This window comes from Gudongella ferriphila (genome assembly GCF_046224405.1).
Lineage (GTDB): Bacteria > Bacillota > Clostridia > Tissierellales > Tissierellaceae > Gudongella.
The window spans coordinates 14,811-28,396 of sequence record NZ_JBJXRK010000006.1 but is presented as its reverse complement, the minus strand read 5'-3'; the positions used below and the strand labels follow the sequence as shown (position 1 = coordinate 28,396).

General features: G+C 42.8%; 16 protein-coding genes. 5 read left to right on the top strand and 11 right to left on the bottom strand.

Annotated elements, in window-relative coordinates; genetic code table 11:
- Positions 1 to 25: 25 nt before the first annotated feature.
- The 7 genes from ACKVDP_RS05635 to ACKVDP_RS05605 all read right to left on the bottom strand — a co-directional run bounded on the left by ACKVDP_RS05635 (position 26) and on the right by ACKVDP_RS05605 (position 6,614).
- Complete coding sequence (locus ACKVDP_RS05635; protein WP_409227838.1) at positions 26 to 1,366, bottom strand: CCA tRNA nucleotidyltransferase; 1,341 nt, start codon at positions 1,364 to 1,366, stop codon at positions 26 to 28.
- Positions 1,367 to 1,460: 94 nt separating this feature from the next.
- Positions 1,461 to 2,699: a beta-ketoacyl-ACP synthase II gene (gene fabF, locus ACKVDP_RS05630; RefSeq protein ID WP_409227837.1), complete on the bottom strand. Its 1,239-nt coding sequence runs from the start codon at positions 2,697 to 2,699 to the stop codon at positions 1,461 to 1,463.
- Between the two features lie 19 nt (positions 2,700 to 2,718).
- The gene (acpP, locus tag ACKVDP_RS05625; protein WP_409227836.1) at positions 2,719 to 2,949 is read right to left on the bottom strand and encodes an acyl carrier protein; all 231 of its coding nucleotides are present in this window, start codon (positions 2,947 to 2,949) and stop codon (positions 2,719 to 2,721) included.
- Between the two features lie 18 nt (positions 2,950 to 2,967).
- Entirely contained in the window at positions 2,968 to 3,705 is a 738-nt protein-coding gene (gene fabG / locus ACKVDP_RS05620; RefSeq protein WP_409227835.1) for a 3-oxoacyl-[acyl-carrier-protein] reductase, read from the bottom strand.
- A gap of 3 nt (positions 3,706 to 3,708) precedes the next feature.
- Positions 3,709 to 4,662, bottom strand: coding sequence for an ACP S-malonyltransferase (fabD, locus tag ACKVDP_RS05615; RefSeq protein WP_409227834.1), 954 nt, complete (start codon positions 4,660 to 4,662; stop codon positions 3,709 to 3,711).
- Positions 4,655 to 5,614 carry an enoyl-[acyl-carrier-protein] reductase FabK gene (gene fabK / locus ACKVDP_RS05610; protein ID WP_409227833.1) on the bottom strand — a complete coding sequence of 320 codons (960 nt, stop codon included), beginning with the start codon at positions 5,612 to 5,614 and terminating at the stop codon, positions 4,655 to 4,657. The genes fabD and fabK overlap by 8 nt, the downstream gene beginning before the upstream one ends.
- Complete coding sequence (locus ACKVDP_RS05605) at positions 5,607 to 6,614, bottom strand: beta-ketoacyl-ACP synthase III (protein ID WP_409227832.1); 1,008 nt, start codon at positions 6,612 to 6,614, stop codon at positions 5,607 to 5,609. Before ACKVDP_RS05605 ends, fabK begins: the two co-directional genes overlap by 8 nt.
- Before the next feature lie 164 nt (positions 6,615 to 6,778).
- On the opposite strand from ACKVDP_RS05605, the gene fabZ reads away from it, so the two are divergent.
- Both fabZ and ACKVDP_RS05595 read left to right on the top strand, forming a co-directional pair.
- Positions 6,779 to 7,210, top strand: a complete 432-nt coding sequence (gene fabZ / locus ACKVDP_RS05600; protein WP_409227831.1) for a 3-hydroxyacyl-ACP dehydratase FabZ — start codon at positions 6,779 to 6,781, stop codon at positions 7,208 to 7,210.
- 15 nt (positions 7,211 to 7,225) lie between these two features.
- Positions 7,226 to 8,284: an NAD(P)H-dependent flavin oxidoreductase gene (locus tag ACKVDP_RS05595; protein WP_409227830.1), complete on the top strand. Its 1,059-nt coding sequence runs from the start codon at positions 7,226 to 7,228 to the stop codon at positions 8,282 to 8,284.
- 34 nt (positions 8,285 to 8,318) lie between these two features.
- Here the strand turns inward: ACKVDP_RS05595 and ACKVDP_RS05590 are convergent, their stop codons facing one another.
- Entirely contained in the window at positions 8,319 to 9,464 is a 1,146-nt protein-coding gene (locus ACKVDP_RS05590; RefSeq protein ID WP_409227829.1) for an aminotransferase class V-fold PLP-dependent enzyme, read from the bottom strand.
- Positions 9,465 to 9,647: 183 nt separating this feature from the next.
- Between ACKVDP_RS05590 and yedE the strand changes: the two genes are divergently transcribed.
- Genes yedE through ACKVDP_RS05575 form a run of 3 tightly spaced genes read left to right on the top strand, consistent with a single transcriptional unit; the run spans position 9,648 to position 11,173 of the window.
- Positions 9,648 to 10,712, top strand: a complete 1,065-nt coding sequence (yedE, locus tag ACKVDP_RS05585; protein ID WP_409227828.1) for a YedE family putative selenium transporter — start codon at positions 9,648 to 9,650, stop codon at positions 10,710 to 10,712.
- Positions 10,713 to 10,725: 13 nt separating this feature from the next.
- On the top strand, positions 10,726 to 10,932 hold the full coding sequence (locus tag ACKVDP_RS05580; RefSeq protein WP_409227827.1) for a sulfurtransferase TusA family protein: 207 nt from the start codon (positions 10,726 to 10,728) through the stop codon (positions 10,930 to 10,932).
- Position 10,933: 1 nt separating this feature from the next.
- Entirely contained in the window at positions 10,934 to 11,173 is a 240-nt protein-coding gene (locus ACKVDP_RS05575) for a DUF3343 domain-containing protein (RefSeq protein WP_409227826.1), read from the top strand.
- Between the two features lie 34 nt (positions 11,174 to 11,207).
- Here the strand turns inward: ACKVDP_RS05575 and ACKVDP_RS05570 are convergent, their stop codons facing one another.
- Genes ACKVDP_RS05570 through ACKVDP_RS05560 form a run of 3 tightly spaced genes read right to left on the bottom strand, consistent with a single transcriptional unit; the run spans position 11,208 to position 13,575 of the window.
- Positions 11,208 to 11,765: a 2-oxoacid:acceptor oxidoreductase family protein gene (locus tag ACKVDP_RS05570; protein ID WP_409227825.1), complete on the bottom strand. Its 558-nt coding sequence runs from the start codon at positions 11,763 to 11,765 to the stop codon at positions 11,208 to 11,210.
- A 2-nt stretch (positions 11,766 to 11,767) separates the two neighbouring features.
- Positions 11,768 to 12,514 (bottom strand): thiamine pyrophosphate-dependent enzyme, encoded by a 747-nt coding sequence (locus ACKVDP_RS05565; RefSeq protein ID WP_409227824.1) that lies wholly within the window; start codon positions 12,512 to 12,514, stop codon positions 11,768 to 11,770.
- On the bottom strand, positions 12,514 to 13,575 hold the full coding sequence (locus tag ACKVDP_RS05560; protein ID WP_409227823.1) for a 3-methyl-2-oxobutanoate dehydrogenase subunit VorB: 1,062 nt from the start codon (positions 13,573 to 13,575) through the stop codon (positions 12,514 to 12,516). The genes ACKVDP_RS05565 and ACKVDP_RS05560 overlap by 1 nt, the downstream gene beginning before the upstream one ends.
- Positions 13,576 to 13,586 lie beyond the last annotated feature (11 nt).

Below are 13,586 nucleotides of genomic sequence, written 5' to 3'. Positions count from 1 at the left end.
ATATTCCCCCATAATAATTAATATTCTAATCCAAAGGATAAATTTCCTTTGCAATCCTTTTCAATGTATCATGTTTATTCAGCTCAGGTTTTTCCAATACGCAATTCAAAAGGTACTCCAGTATCTTCCCGATTATCCTTCCCTGTGAATAGCCCATCTCCTTAAGGTCATCCCCGTTTATGGCCAGGTGCTTCCTGCAGAAGGGCTCCTTTGCTAAAAGGATTGAATCGATGGCTCTTTTTTTTGCCAACAGATTTGACACATCGTTGTTCCCACTTTTACTAAGTCTATCGGCAATCTGAAGATCTATAAGGTCGTGGATCCTATCCTCTCCCACTCTTTGCAGCTGCCTTTTCAAACCTTTTTTCTTCAAGTCAGGGTGGTGTATCATGTGCTCCTTTACCAGCTTAAGAGTCCACTCAGTAAGCTCCGTAGAGCAATTAAGCCTTGCAAGTATTTCCTTTCCTATCTTCACACTGGCCTTATCGTGTCCATAAAAGTGTCCAACTCCCTTGTCATCCAAGGTAAAGGTGTATGGCTTGCCTATATCATGGAGCAGTGCAGCAAGTCTAATATGAAGTACAGGTGGCGTATTGTCCATAACTGTCAATGTATGCTGAAATACTGACCTGTCGTGGTATGGATTCCTTTGGTCAAAGCCAATTGCAGGAATCAGTTCCGGAATTACCTCCTTCAGTATCCCCAAGCTTCTCATTAGAAGAAATCCCCTGGAAGGCTTCTTTGAGAGAAGTATCTTGAAAAACTCCTCCCTTATTCTATCAATGCTGACCCTTTCAAGCTTTGGTGCCAAATCCATACACGCTTCAGAGGTCTTAATATCTATCAGAAAGTCAAGTTGAGTAGCAAATCTTACTGCACGCAGGATTCTAAGATAATCCTCCGAGAGCCTTTCTCTGGGGTTTCCCACGCACCTCACTAGACTATCCCTGATGTCCTCAGTTCCATTGTATGGATCAAGCAAACCCCGTTCAGGGTGATATGCCATTGCATTTATTGTGAAGTCCCTTCTTCTGAGGTCCTCCAGTATATCCTGTGTGAAGCTGACATTCTCAGGCCGCCTTCCATCCAAATAAATACCTTCTGTCCTGTAGGTTGTAACCTCAACATTTCCTTCCTTTTCAACAATAACAACGGTTCCGTATTCACTGCCTATCTCAACTGTTTTCCTATCCTTGAACAGAGTCATTATCTGAATAGGCGTAGCCGAGGTAGCCAGGTCATAATCGACCGGCGGTTTATCCAAAATAAAATCCCTTACACAACCTCCCACAAGGTATGCAGTAAAGCCTGCCTCTTCTATTCTATCTATTATGTTTTCTATATATTTAGGTATCGATATGTCCATTTTCTACCTCCATTACTCTACATATTAGTATAGCATAAAATAGGATTTACTGGGAATAAAATAGCTGATCGGTCAACGCCGATCAGCAAAACTTCTAAGACTTGTATTTTTTCAATAATATACTTGCGTTATGTCCACCAAATCCCAATGAGTTTGAAAGAGCATGTTCTATGTCCCTGTGAACTGCCTTGTTTGGGGTGTAATTAAGGTCACATTCCTCATCCTGAGTTTCATAGTTTATTGTCGGCGGAATGATTCCCTCCTTAAGGGCCAATGTTGTGGCAATTGCCTCTATTCCTCCTGCTGCTCCAAGTAGATGACCAGTCATTGATTTGGTGCTGCTAATGTTTAGCTTGTTGGCATGGTCTCCAAAAAGGGTCTTAATTGCAAGAGTCTCAAGCTTATCATTGAAATACGTGCTGGTTCCGTGTGCATTTATATAGTGCACATCCTCCAGTCCAATGTTTCCTTCATTTATAGCCATTTCCATTGCATTTCTGGCACCCTTTGCTTCAGGGTCAGGCTGTGTGATGTGAAACGCATCAGATGTGGAGCCATAGCCTATTATTTCTGCATATATTGTTGCTCCTCTCTTAAGGGCATGATCTAAATCCTCCAGAACTATTATACCAGCTCCTTCACCCATAACAAATCCATCCCTGTTTTTGTCAAATGGCCTGCTTGCAGATTGAGGATTGTCATTGTTGCCTGAAAGAGCCTTCATTGAAATAAATCCTCCCATGGACAGTGGAGTAATCGAGCTCTCCGTACCTCCAGTTACAGCAAAGTCAAGATTTCCGTACTTGATCATTCTGAAGGCTTCACCTATGGCGTGTGTCGCAGATGCGCACGCTGTTGTAATTGTCATAGATGAACCCTTCAGCCCGAAAGCCATTGATACCTGACCTGCAGCCATATTTGAAATCATCATTGGAATAAAGAGGGGGCTAATTCGTCCTGGTCCCTTCTCGTCCATTTTTTCCTTTTCCGACTCCAGTGTGGATACACCACCAATTCCAGAACCAATTATTGTACCGGCTCTATCAAGGTCTACCTTCTCAAGGTCAATCCCCGAATCGTCAAGTGCCTGCTTTGTAGCAGCTATGGCATACTGACTGAACAGGTCCATTCTCTTGGCATCCTTTTTACCCATGAACTCCGTTGGGTCAAAATCCTTTACTTCAGCTGCAATCTTTACGTCATGATCCTTAGTGTCGAACTTTGTTACATATCCTATCCCGGATTTTCCGGATATTATGGAATTCCAGAATTCTTCTTTGCCTGATCCCACAGGTGTTATGGCTCCAAGCCCGGTGATTACTACTCTATTCATCCTTACACCTCTCTTTAGTTTAGGCTAACTTAGCCTCCACGTATTTTACAATATCTCCGATGTTGGCAAATTTTTCAGCATCTTCATCGGGTACTTCAATTTCAAACTCGTCCTCAAGAGCCATCATGATTTCCACAGCATCTAGTGAATCCGCTTCAAGATCCTTCATCAGTGAAGTCTCCATAGTTACTCTCTCAACCTCTACGTCCAATTGCTCTGCTATAATTTCCTTTACCTTATCAAATACCATTTTGTCTCCTCCTTGAATTTAAATGTTCATTCCACCGTCTATCTGTATTACCTGGCCAGTTATATAATCTGATTTCTCACTTGCCAGAAATGCCACCAAATTGCTTACTTCATCAGGCTCCGCAAAATACCCCAAGGGTATGTTTGAAAGCATTGCCTCTTTGACTTCATCCTTTAAGCCGTTTGTCATATCAGTGCTTATAAATCCTGGCGCAATTGCATTAACCCTTATTCCGCGGCTTGCAAGCTCCCTTGCCATCGATTTTGTAAATCCTATGAGTCCTGCCTTTGAGGCTGAATAGTTACCCTGTCCGGGATTACCCATGACTCCTACCACAGAGGAAATATTGATTATTTTCCCATATCTTTTTTTCATCATACCTCTTGCAACCGCTTTGGTTGTTAGGAAAGCTCCCTTAAGATTGACATCCATAACGGAATCCCAATCATCCTCAGACATTCTTATAAGAAGATTATCCTTGGTTATTCCTGCATTGTTAACAAGAATATCAACCGTACCCAGGTCTTTCTCAATTTCCTTGAAAAGATTGTCCACCTGGTCCTTAACGCTGATATCGGCTCTGTAACAAGCGGCCTTTACTCCTGACTTTTCAAGCTCACTAACCACTTCCATTGCCAGTTCTTCATTGCTATTGTATGTTATGGCCACGTGGAAGCCTTCATCTGCAAGTTTCCCTGCAATGTTTCTCCCAATTCCTCTGCTTCCTCCAGTGACCAACGCTACCTTACCATTCATACTCTAAGCCCCCTTTGTCAGCTTTTCAACCGTGCCTCTAAAGCTGTCCATATCACAAATATTCATGGAATTTACATCCTTACCCATAGACTTTCCAATTCTCTTGACAAAGCCTGATAAGGATTTCCCGGGACCAATTTCAACAAAGGTATCAACTCCATCGTTAATCATATATTCAATTGATTGATGCCAAAGCACTGAATGCGAAACCTGGTCAACCAGCTTTGATACAAGCTGATCCTTACTGTCAAGTGCCTTACCGTCAACATTTGTTATGACCTTCTTTTGGAAGTCACCTATGCTTATCTTCTCAAGTTCAACCTTGAGTCTCTCTCCAGCCGGAGAAAGCATTGATGTATGGAAGGGGGCGCTTACAGGAAGCTCTACAGCTCTCTTAGCTCCTTCCTCCAAAGCCTTTGCACAAGCTATTCTAAGTCCCTTCTTCTCTCCAGATATAACTATCTGCTCTGGGCTATTGTAGTTGGCAACCTCAACGATTCCAAAATCCTTAGCTGCAAATAGCACCTCCGGCAATCTCGATCTGTCAAGACCAAGAATTGCTGCCATTCCGCCAACTCCATGGGGTACTGCCTCCTGCATGAACTTACCTCTCTGTCTTACAATTGACAGGGCATCTTGAAATCTCAAAGCCTTGCTAAGTACAAGCGAGCTATATTCTCCAAGACTTAGTCCTGCTGTGTAATCGCAGTCAATGCCTTCCTTTTGGAGTGCCCTGAGCATTGCGATGCTTGCAGTAAGTATTGCAGGCTGTGTAGTTTCAGTCTTCTTAAGGTCCTCTTCATCACCTTCAAATATAACCTTTGAAAGTGAGCTTTTTAAAGTATCATCAGCTTCCTCAAAGACCATCTTGGATTCCTTTATCTGCTGAAAGAAGTCCTGACCCATTCCTACGTACTGAGCTCCTTGACCAGGAAAGATAAATGCGCGCTTACTCATGTACCTCACCTCCTTCCAGGTTATTCAGCTTGCCCAAGACCTGCTGAGCTTCCTGAATCAACTGTTGTATGATCTCGTGACAGGGCTTGATATCATTGATCATTCCTGCAATTTGTCCAGACATTACAGAGCCCTTATCAACGTCCCCTTCAACAACTGCCATCCGAAGTCTACCTGAACCCATCTTCTCAAGGTCCTCTATGGACGCTCCAGACTTTTCAAGCTCAATGAACTCTCTAGTAAACTGATTCTTTATCACTCTTACAGGGTGACCCGTGCTTCTACCTGTTACAAGGGCATCCCTGTCCTTTGCATTGATGAGCTTGTCCTTGTAATTCTGGTGTACCTTGGCTTCAGTGGAGCAAACAAATCTTGTTCCAAGCTGAACACCATCCGCCCCAAGAGCCAATGCAGCAACAATTCCCCTGCCATCGGCTATTCCACCGGCAGCAATCACTGGAATGCTAACTGCATCTCGAACCTGAGGTACAAGAGCCATTGTTGTAAGTTCACCAATATGGCCTCCGGCTTCAGTTCCCTCAACAATCAATGCATCCACTCCCTGCTTTTCCAGTCTCTTTGCCAAGGATACTGTAGGTACCACAGGTATGACCTTTATGTTGTGTTTCCTGAACCTTTCAAGAAACTTTCCCGGATTTCCCGCACCTGTGGTAACAACAGGAACTCCCTCGTCGCATACTATATCCACAATGTCCTCGGCAAAGGGTGATAAAAGCATAATATTCACGCCAAATGGCTTATCGGTCATTTCTTTCAATTTTCTTATTTCTTCTCGAACATAGTCCCCCGGTGCATTTCCAGCTGCAATTATTCCAAGTCCCCCGGCTTCAGATACTGCAGCTGCCAGCTCACTTGTTGCAACCCAAGCCATCCCTCCTTGGAATATGGGGTACTTGATTCCAAGAAGCTCCTTTAATCTTGAATCAAACATTTCTTACCTCCTTGTTCCACTTAAGGACAACAGATGCCCATGACAATCCTGCCCCAAATGCTATGAGAAGTAGGTTGTCACCCTTCTTTATAAGCTCACCTTTAACAGCCTCATCCAGTGCAACTGGCACGGAGGCTGCAGAAGTGTTCCCATATTTTGTAAGATTAACATGGGTCTTATCCTTGTTAAGTTCCAGCTTTTTCATGGCTGCATCAATGATTCTACTGTTTGCCTGGTGGGATATCATGAAGTCCAGATCCTCTTTAGCCAGTCCTGCGCTCTCCAGAACCCTAAGTGAGGATTGCTCCATTACTCTCACTGCAAACTTGAAGACCTCCTTGCCATCCATCCTGATGGCATGAAGCTTGTTCTTCACCGTCTCTTCAGAAGCAGGGTTTTTGGACCCTCCTCCAGGTATTATTAAAACGTCTCCTTTGACACCATCTGACCCAAGCTCTGAAGAAAGAATTCCAAAACTTTCGTCACATGGTTCCAAAATGCACGCCCCCGCTCCGTCTCCAAACAAAACGCAGGTATTTCTGTCCTCCCAATCCACTACCGAGGAAAGGATTTCTGCTCCAATTACCATTACCCTTTTATACATTCCCGTCTGTACGAAGTTTGCTCCGGTTACAAGTCCATATACAAAGCCTGAACAACCTACGCTCATGTCAAAGGCTGCCGCCTTGACTGCTCCGATATTCTTTTGAACCATTGCTGCCGTTGATGGAAACATATAGTCCGGAGTTGCGGTTGCCACGATTATCAGGTCAAGGTCCTCAGGTTTCATTTCTGCATCTTCAAGAGCCTTCAATGCCGCTATGGTTGAAAGATCTGATGTTGCCTGATCCTTGTCCGCAATTCTTCTCTCCTCTATACCGGTTCTTGAGACTATCCATTCATGACTGGTATCAACCATTCTTGAAAGGTCATCATTGGTCAGGATATTCTCGGGAACATAGCTCCCAATCCCGGTGATTCCTACGGATATTTTATTCAATTTACCACCTCCTGTTTTTAGGGGGATTAAAAGTTTGCAAATTTTTCGTTTTTAAATTATTATTGAATATAGGCACATGCAAACTTAAGAACAGTATAGTACAAAATGATGATTTAATCAATATTTTATTTTCTTGCTATTAAATCAAAAGGAGGTGTACAAGATTGAAATCCTATGATATCAACCATATTATGGAGCTTATTCCTCACAGACAGCCTTTTCTTTTTGTGGATAGGATCGATGTAACCGAGGAAGGTAAAACCGGAACCGGTTATAAGATGGTTACGATCAACGAACCTTTTTTTCAGGGTCATTTTCCTGGAAACCCTGTGATGCCAGGTGTCATAATCATTGAGACAATGGCTCAAGTGGGGGCAATTATCCTCTTGGCCAGAGATGACTTTAAGGGAAAGACTCCCTACTTTGCAGGGATAAACAAGTTTAGGTTCAAGAGGAAGGTTAAGCCCGGAGACGTGCTGAAGATGGATGTTGAAATTACTAAGCTTAGAGTTTCAATAGGAATTGGCCAGGGCGTAGCCTATGTTAATGGCGAGGTTGCCGCTGAAGGTGAATTCCTATTTGCCATAGATAAATAGAGAGAAGGTGTGTTAATGAAACAATTGCAAATCGGAGAAAAAATAACACAACTGCCAATTATCCAAGGTGGTATGGGTGTAGGAGTATCTCTTTCAGGGCTTGCCTCAGCCGTTGCCAACAGAGGCGGAATTGGTGTCATATCTGGAGTTCAGATTGGATTTAGGGAACCTGATTTCATGACAAACACCAAGGAAGCAAATATTAGGGCCTTAAGAAAGGAAATAAGAACCGCAAGGGAAAAGAGTCCCCTAGGTATCCTTGGAGTTAACCTAATGGTTGCCATAGAGAATTATGCAGATACAGTTAAGGCTGCAGTTGAAGAAAAAATTGATTTGATAATTTCTGGAGCAGGTTTGCCAAATGACCTACCGGGACTGGTTAAGGGAAGCAAGACAAAAATTGCTCCAATAGTCTCCTCAGGTAAGGCTGCTGCAGTAATTACCAAGTTATGGATAAAACGTCATAACTATTTCCCTGAGCTTATAATAATCGAAGGTCCCCTGGCGGGAGGTCATCTTGGATTCAGCAAGGAAGTTCTTTCAGCTGGTCCAATTCCAAAGCTTGAGGATATTTTCACCGAGGTTAAGAATGCCATCAGACCCTTTGAGGAAAAGGCCGGGAAAACAGCCCAGATTGTGGTAGCAGGTGGGATATACAACAGCGAGGACATAAAAAAATTCCTCGATCTTGGAGCAGATGGAGTTCAGATGGGAACAAGGTTTGTTGCAACAGAGGAATGTGATGCCCATAATGATTACAAGATGGCCTATGTAAATGCAGATGAGGCGTCCATCGATTATATAGTCAGTCCTGTAGGAATGCCTGGACAGGCTATAATGACACCCTTTATTGAAAAGGTCTCCCTTGAGAGGGAAAAGATTACCAAGTGCTATAATTGCCTAAGTGCCTGTAATCCAGCCACTACGCCCTATTGCATCACCAGCGCCCTTGTGAGGGCCGTTCAGGGAGATGTGGACAACGGGTTGGTTTTCATAGGGAAAAGAGGCTATCTTGTAGACAAAATAACAACAGTAGATGCGCTTATGGATGAATTTGAAGCTGCGCTGATATGATATGAAAAGCCAGACCTGACGGTCTGGCTTTTCATTAGGTTAGTTTCTTGATTGCCTCCAGGGTGTATTCCACCTCTTCCAGGGTATTGAAGTGGGAGAAGCTGAATCGTACTGTTCCCCTTGGGAAGGTCCCCAGTGTCTCATGAGCTGAGGGGGCGCAGTGCATCCCGCATCTAGTTGAAATACCATACTCATCATTAAGCCTAAAGGATATATCTGCATTGTCCTTTCCAGGTACATCTATTGAAACCACACCTGTACGGTCATTAACAGACTTTTTCCCAATTACTTCTATTCCATTGATTTTCCTCAATCCATCCAAGAATTCCTGGACCAAATTCATTTCAATACTTCTGAGGTTTTCGATACCTCTCTTTTCAAGATACTCCAAAGCAGCATTGAGCCCATAAATTCCAGGAATGTTTTGTGTACCAGCCTCAAGCTTATCTGGCATATATTCAGGTTGTATCTCCTTATCAGAAAGACTGCCGGTGCCACCCTCTATGAATGTCTCTATTACCTTTGCAAGGTCATCGCTGATTAAAAATCCTCCCATACCTTGTGGACCAAGTAGACTCTTGTGTCCGGTAAAGGCAATTACATCAGCATTTAGCCTCTTGAAATCAACATCCATAAATCCAGCTGTTTGTGCTGCATCCACTATAAACATCAGGCCTTTATCCTTACATATTTTCCCCACTTCCTCCAGATTCAGTATGGTCCCGCAAACATTGGACGCATGGGTCATAACAACTGCTCTTGTATTGCCATTGACTTGTCTTAGAATATCCTGAGGGTTTAGCTCACCTACTTGATTACATTGTATTCTTGAAAATGAAACACCCTTCTTACCCAGAGAGTTCAATGGCCTCATAACTGCATTGTGTTCCATGGAAGAAACTATTACATGATCATTTTTCGTCAGTAATCCCTTTAGAACTATGTTTAGACTTTCTGTTATGTTTTTCGTGAATACCACATTGGCTGGCTCATGGAAGTGAAACATTTTTGCCAGCTTTTCCCTTGTTTCATAGACAATGTTTTCTGCTTGAAATGAACTTTCATAAATTCCTCTCCCTACATTTGCACCGTTATTCATTATGTAATCCATCATAGACTCTGCAACCCCTGGAGCCTTGGGAAAACTAGTAGCTCCATTATCAAGATACACCCTTTTCATAGATACCATCCTCCACTAATTGTTAATTTGATGCTACTCCCTTTTTACTTTTATTTCAATTGGTATTAAATTTTCTAATAGATAAATATTTTCCATTAATAAATTCAATTTAACTTATTTCTCAGGTATTGTTATAATCATAACGAATATATGTCATCATTACATAGGAATAGGGGGATTGAAATGAAAGAAAAAAGAAGTATTATCTTTGCCGGGGCGGTGGTTGGAATACTCTCCGTACTGCTTGTGTATTTTGGAAATCCGACAAATATGGGATTTTGCATTGCATGTTTTCTTAGAGACATAGCAGGTGGCATAGGCTTGCACCGTGCAGGAGTTGTTCAGTACATAAGACCTGAGGTTATAGGTCTGGTCCTAGGTGCATTTATAGTGTCCATCAAGAACAAGGAATTTAAAACAAATGGAGGTTCTTCACCCTTCACTAGATTTGTACTTGGTGCTGTGGTCATGATTGGGGCCTTGATGTTTTTAGGCTGTCCCCTTAGAATGGTACTGAGGCTTGCAGGAGGGGATCTTAACGCACTGCTTGGCATCGGAGGATATGCTGTAGGAATATACTTTGGAGTATTGTTTTTGAATAAGGGCTTCAGCTTGAAAAGAAGCTACAAAATGCCTTCAATTGAAGGGTACATATTTCCAGGCATAAATATCGGATTGCTTATTCTCTTGATTTCCGGCGCAGGTTTTCTGTTTTTCAGCAATGAAGGTCCCGGCTCCATGCATGCACCTATCTGGATTTCCCTTGGTGCAGGGTTGATTGTTGGATGGCTTGCCCAAAGGACCAGACTATGTATGGTAGGCGGAATTAGAGATATGATCCTCTTTAGGGATTCCCATCTTATTTCTGGATTTGTTGCAATTCTAATTTTTGCCTTTGCAGGTAATGTATTTATGGGTTATTTCAATTTGGGATTTGTAGACCAGCCTATTGCCCATAGCGATGGTTTGTGGAATTTTATGGGGATGCTGCTGGCGGGATGGGGTTCAGTTCTTCTTGGAGGATGTCCCATGAGACAGCTTATCCTTGCAGGTGAAGGTAATACCGATTCAGCTGTCAGTGTAATCGGGATGGTGGCTGGAGCAGCCATCGCCCATAATTTTGGCTTGGCTTCAAGCGGTGCCGGACCTACTGTGAATGGACAGATAGCCGTAATGATAAGCCTTGTATTGGTTGCGATAATATCAGCAGCCAATTCCGAGTTTGCAACAAAACGCGCAGAAGCATAAAGGAGGAGAATAAATGAATATAATTGATGCAAGAGGAATGTCCTGTCCACAGCCTGTGCTCATGACTAAAAACGCTCTTAAAAAAAGTCCAGATATTGTTCAGATACTAGTGGACAATGAGACAGCCAAGGGCAATATAGAAAGATATTTGAGCCATGAAGGCTTCTTTTTGGAATTTCAGAATCAAGATGATGATATTTTGATCATGGGTAGAAAATAGCATGAAAAGCTATATGGTCCTTTTCTTTACCCATTCAGGAGCAATAAAGTTTCAGAGAAAACTTAAAGGGTTGAATGTTTCCTGCAAGTTGATGCCTGTACCAAGAGCATTGAGCTCCAACTGTGGAATAGGAGCTAGAGTCAGCCATGATGGTGATATACTTATACTTACTGACAACGAGGTTGAAAAGGTATACGAAATACGAGATAATGACTATAGGGAAATATTTCATCAAAGCTAGCAAAAGCCAGACCTGTCGGTCTGGCTTTTTTATTCTATGCGTTTACCTTCATCTGCTCTCTTACTACCTCTGCCCCTCTCTTAAGGGCATCCTTGTTAATTGGAAGGAGGTGAGCCTTTGTTTCTCCAAATACCTTTCCAAATGCTTCATATACTGATTCAATCTTGATTGCTCCAGTTATCTCAATATATGCTCCAAGCATAACCATGTTTGCAATTCTGGCATTGCCTATTTCATTTGCTATTTCATTGGCTGGTATATAGTAAACATTTATGTCATCCCTTTCAGCCTTTTTCTCTATTAGAGATGAGTTGATCATAAGGTTTCCACCTGGTACCACACTGTCTTCAAACTTGTCAAGTGATGGAAGGTTAAGTACAACGGCAGTTGTTGCCTCAATTACTACAGGTGATCCCACTGGATCTGAGGATATTGTAACATTACAGTTTGCAGTACCTCCACGCATCTCAGGACCGTATGATGGTAGCCATGATACATTTTTACCCTCTATCATTCCAGAATATGTCAATAGTTGTCCCATTGCCATTACACCCTGTCCACCAAATCCGGCGATAATTAATCTTTCATTCATCTCTATTCTACCTCCTCTGGCTTTTTGAAGTTACCCAATGGATAGTAAGGAATCATATCCTTCTCCAACCATTTCATTGCTTCCACAGGTGTAAGACCCCAGTTTGTCGGACAGGTTGAAAGAATCTCAACAATACCGAATCCCTTCCCTTCAAGCTGAACCTTGAATGCTTCCCTGATAGCCTTTTTTGCTTTTCTTATGTTGGCAGGTGTGTTCACTGCAACCCTCTCCACAAACTTGGCACCATCGATTGTTGCCAACATCTCTGACATCTTGATTGGCTTACCTGTTGTAGCTTCTTCTCTACCATAAGGGGATGTTGTTGTTTTTTGTCCTATCAATGTAGTAGGAGCCATTTGTCCGCCAGTCATCCCGTATATTGCATTGTTCACGAAAATAGTTGTGAACCTCTCTCCTCTATGGGCAGCATGGACAATTTCTGCAGTACCGATTGAGGCAAGGTCACCGTCTCCCTGATATGTGAAGACAAAATTCTTAGGATGAACCCTTTTGATACCGGTAGCAACTGCTGGCGCTCTACCGTGAGCCGCCTCGTGCATATCTACATTGAAATAGTCGTATGCCAATACTGAACAGCCTACAGGTGCAACACCAATGGCTTCGTCCAGAAGATCCATCTCCTCCATTACCTCGGCAACAAGTCTGTGAATTATTCCATGTGTACAGCCTGGACAATAATGGGTAGGCTTGTCAGTTAATCCTTTTGTTTTCTCAAATACAATTGCCATTATTTATCACCTCCAAGAATTTCCTTAACCTTCTCAACAATTTCCTCAGGCTCAGGAACCATACCACCTGAACGTCCATGGAAGTATGTTGGAATTCTTCCCTGCAGTGAAAGCTTAACATCGTCAATCATCTGACCTGTACTCATCTCAACTGTAAGTACTCCTTTACAGTCGTCTCCAATCTTCTCATATGCCTCATTTGGGAATGGATAAAGACTGATAGGTCTTATCATTCCAACCTTGTAGCCTTCTTTCTCAAGCTTAGCTATGGCTGTTTTTGCAATACGTGATGTGGTACCATATGCTGTTATTACTATATCTGCACCCTCTATATTATACTCTTCAACCTTCTTCTCATTCTCCCTGATCTTGGCGTATTTCGCCTGAAGGTGATGGTTGTGCTTTTCAAGCTCCTCAGCTTGAAGGTAAAGTGAGTTGATTACGTTTCTTTGCTTGCCCTTGCCTTTTCCTCTAGTTGCCCAGTCCTTCTCAGGAAGGTCGGTTCTAGCCTGATATCTGAATTCAACAGGCTCCATCATCTGGCCAATCATACCGTCTCCAAGGATCATTACAGGAGTTCTGTATAGGTCTGCAAGGTCAAAGCCCTCCATTACAAGGTCCACCAGTTCCTGTACATCTGCCGGTGCAAGTACAATCAGTCTGTAGTCTCCGTTTCCTCCGCCTCTGGTTGCAAGGAAATAGTCACTTTGAGCTGGTTGAATGGTTCCAAGTCCTGGTCCGCCTCTCATCATATCTACTATTACGCATGGAAGCTCAGCTCCCGCACAGTATGAAATTCCTTCCTGCTTAAGTGCAATTCCAGGACTTGATGATGATGTCATGACCCTTGCTCCTGAACCTGCTGCACCGTATACCATGTTTATTGCAGCAACTTCTGACTCAGCCTGTACATAGGCTCCTCCAACCTTTGGTAACTCTCTTGACATATATTCAGGGACTTCACTTTGAGGAGTGATCGGATAACCAAAGAAATAATGGCATCCTGCTGCAATGGCAGCTGCTCCTACTGCTTCATTCCCTTTCATGAGAACTTTTGTCATATGTAACCCCT

Excerpts from the sequence above, each read along its gene's own strand:
- acpP (WP_409227836.1), bottom strand. The coding sequence starts at position 2,949 with ATGGTATTTGATAAGGTAAAGGAAATTATAGCAGAGCAATTGGACGTA.
- ACKVDP_RS05565 (WP_409227824.1), bottom strand. The coding sequence starts at position 12,514 with ATGGCAATTGTATTTGAGAAAACAAAAGGATTAACTGACAAGCCTACC.
- ACKVDP_RS05580 (WP_409227827.1), top strand. The coding sequence starts at position 10,726 with ATGAATATAATTGATGCAAGAGGAATGTCCTGTCCACAGCCTGTGCTC.
- fabG (WP_409227835.1), bottom strand. The coding sequence starts at position 3,705 with ATGAATGGTAAGGTAGCGTTGGTCACTGGAGGAAGCAGAGGAATTGGG.
- ACKVDP_RS05635 (WP_409227838.1), bottom strand. The coding sequence starts at position 1,366 with ATGGACATATCGATACCTAAATATATAGAAAACATAATAGATAGAATA.
- yedE (WP_409227828.1), top strand. The coding sequence starts at position 9,648 with ATGAAAGAAAAAAGAAGTATTATCTTTGCCGGGGCGGTGGTTGGAATA.
- ACKVDP_RS05575 (WP_409227826.1), top strand. The coding sequence starts at position 10,934 with ATGAAAAGCTATATGGTCCTTTTCTTTACCCATTCAGGAGCAATAAAG.
- fabF (WP_409227837.1), bottom strand. The coding sequence starts at position 2,699 with ATGAATAGAGTAGTAATCACCGGGCTTGGAGCCATAACACCTGTGGGA.
- ACKVDP_RS05590 (WP_409227829.1), bottom strand. The coding sequence starts at position 9,464 with ATGAAAAGGGTGTATCTTGATAATGGAGCTACTAGTTTTCCCAAGGCT.
- ACKVDP_RS05560 (WP_409227823.1), bottom strand. The coding sequence starts at position 13,575 with ATGACAAAAGTTCTCATGAAAGGGAATGAAGCAGTAGGAGCAGCTGCC.
- fabK (WP_409227833.1), bottom strand. The coding sequence starts at position 5,614 with ATGTTTGATTCAAGATTAAAGGAGCTTCTTGGAATCAAGTACCCCATA.
- ACKVDP_RS05570 (WP_409227825.1), bottom strand. The coding sequence starts at position 11,765 with ATGAATGAAAGATTAATTATCGCCGGATTTGGTGGACAGGGTGTAATG.
- ACKVDP_RS05595 (WP_409227830.1), top strand. The coding sequence starts at position 7,226 with ATGAAACAATTGCAAATCGGAGAAAAAATAACACAACTGCCAATTATC.
- fabD (WP_409227834.1), bottom strand. The coding sequence starts at position 4,662 with ATGAGTAAGCGCGCATTTATCTTTCCTGGTCAAGGAGCTCAGTACGTA.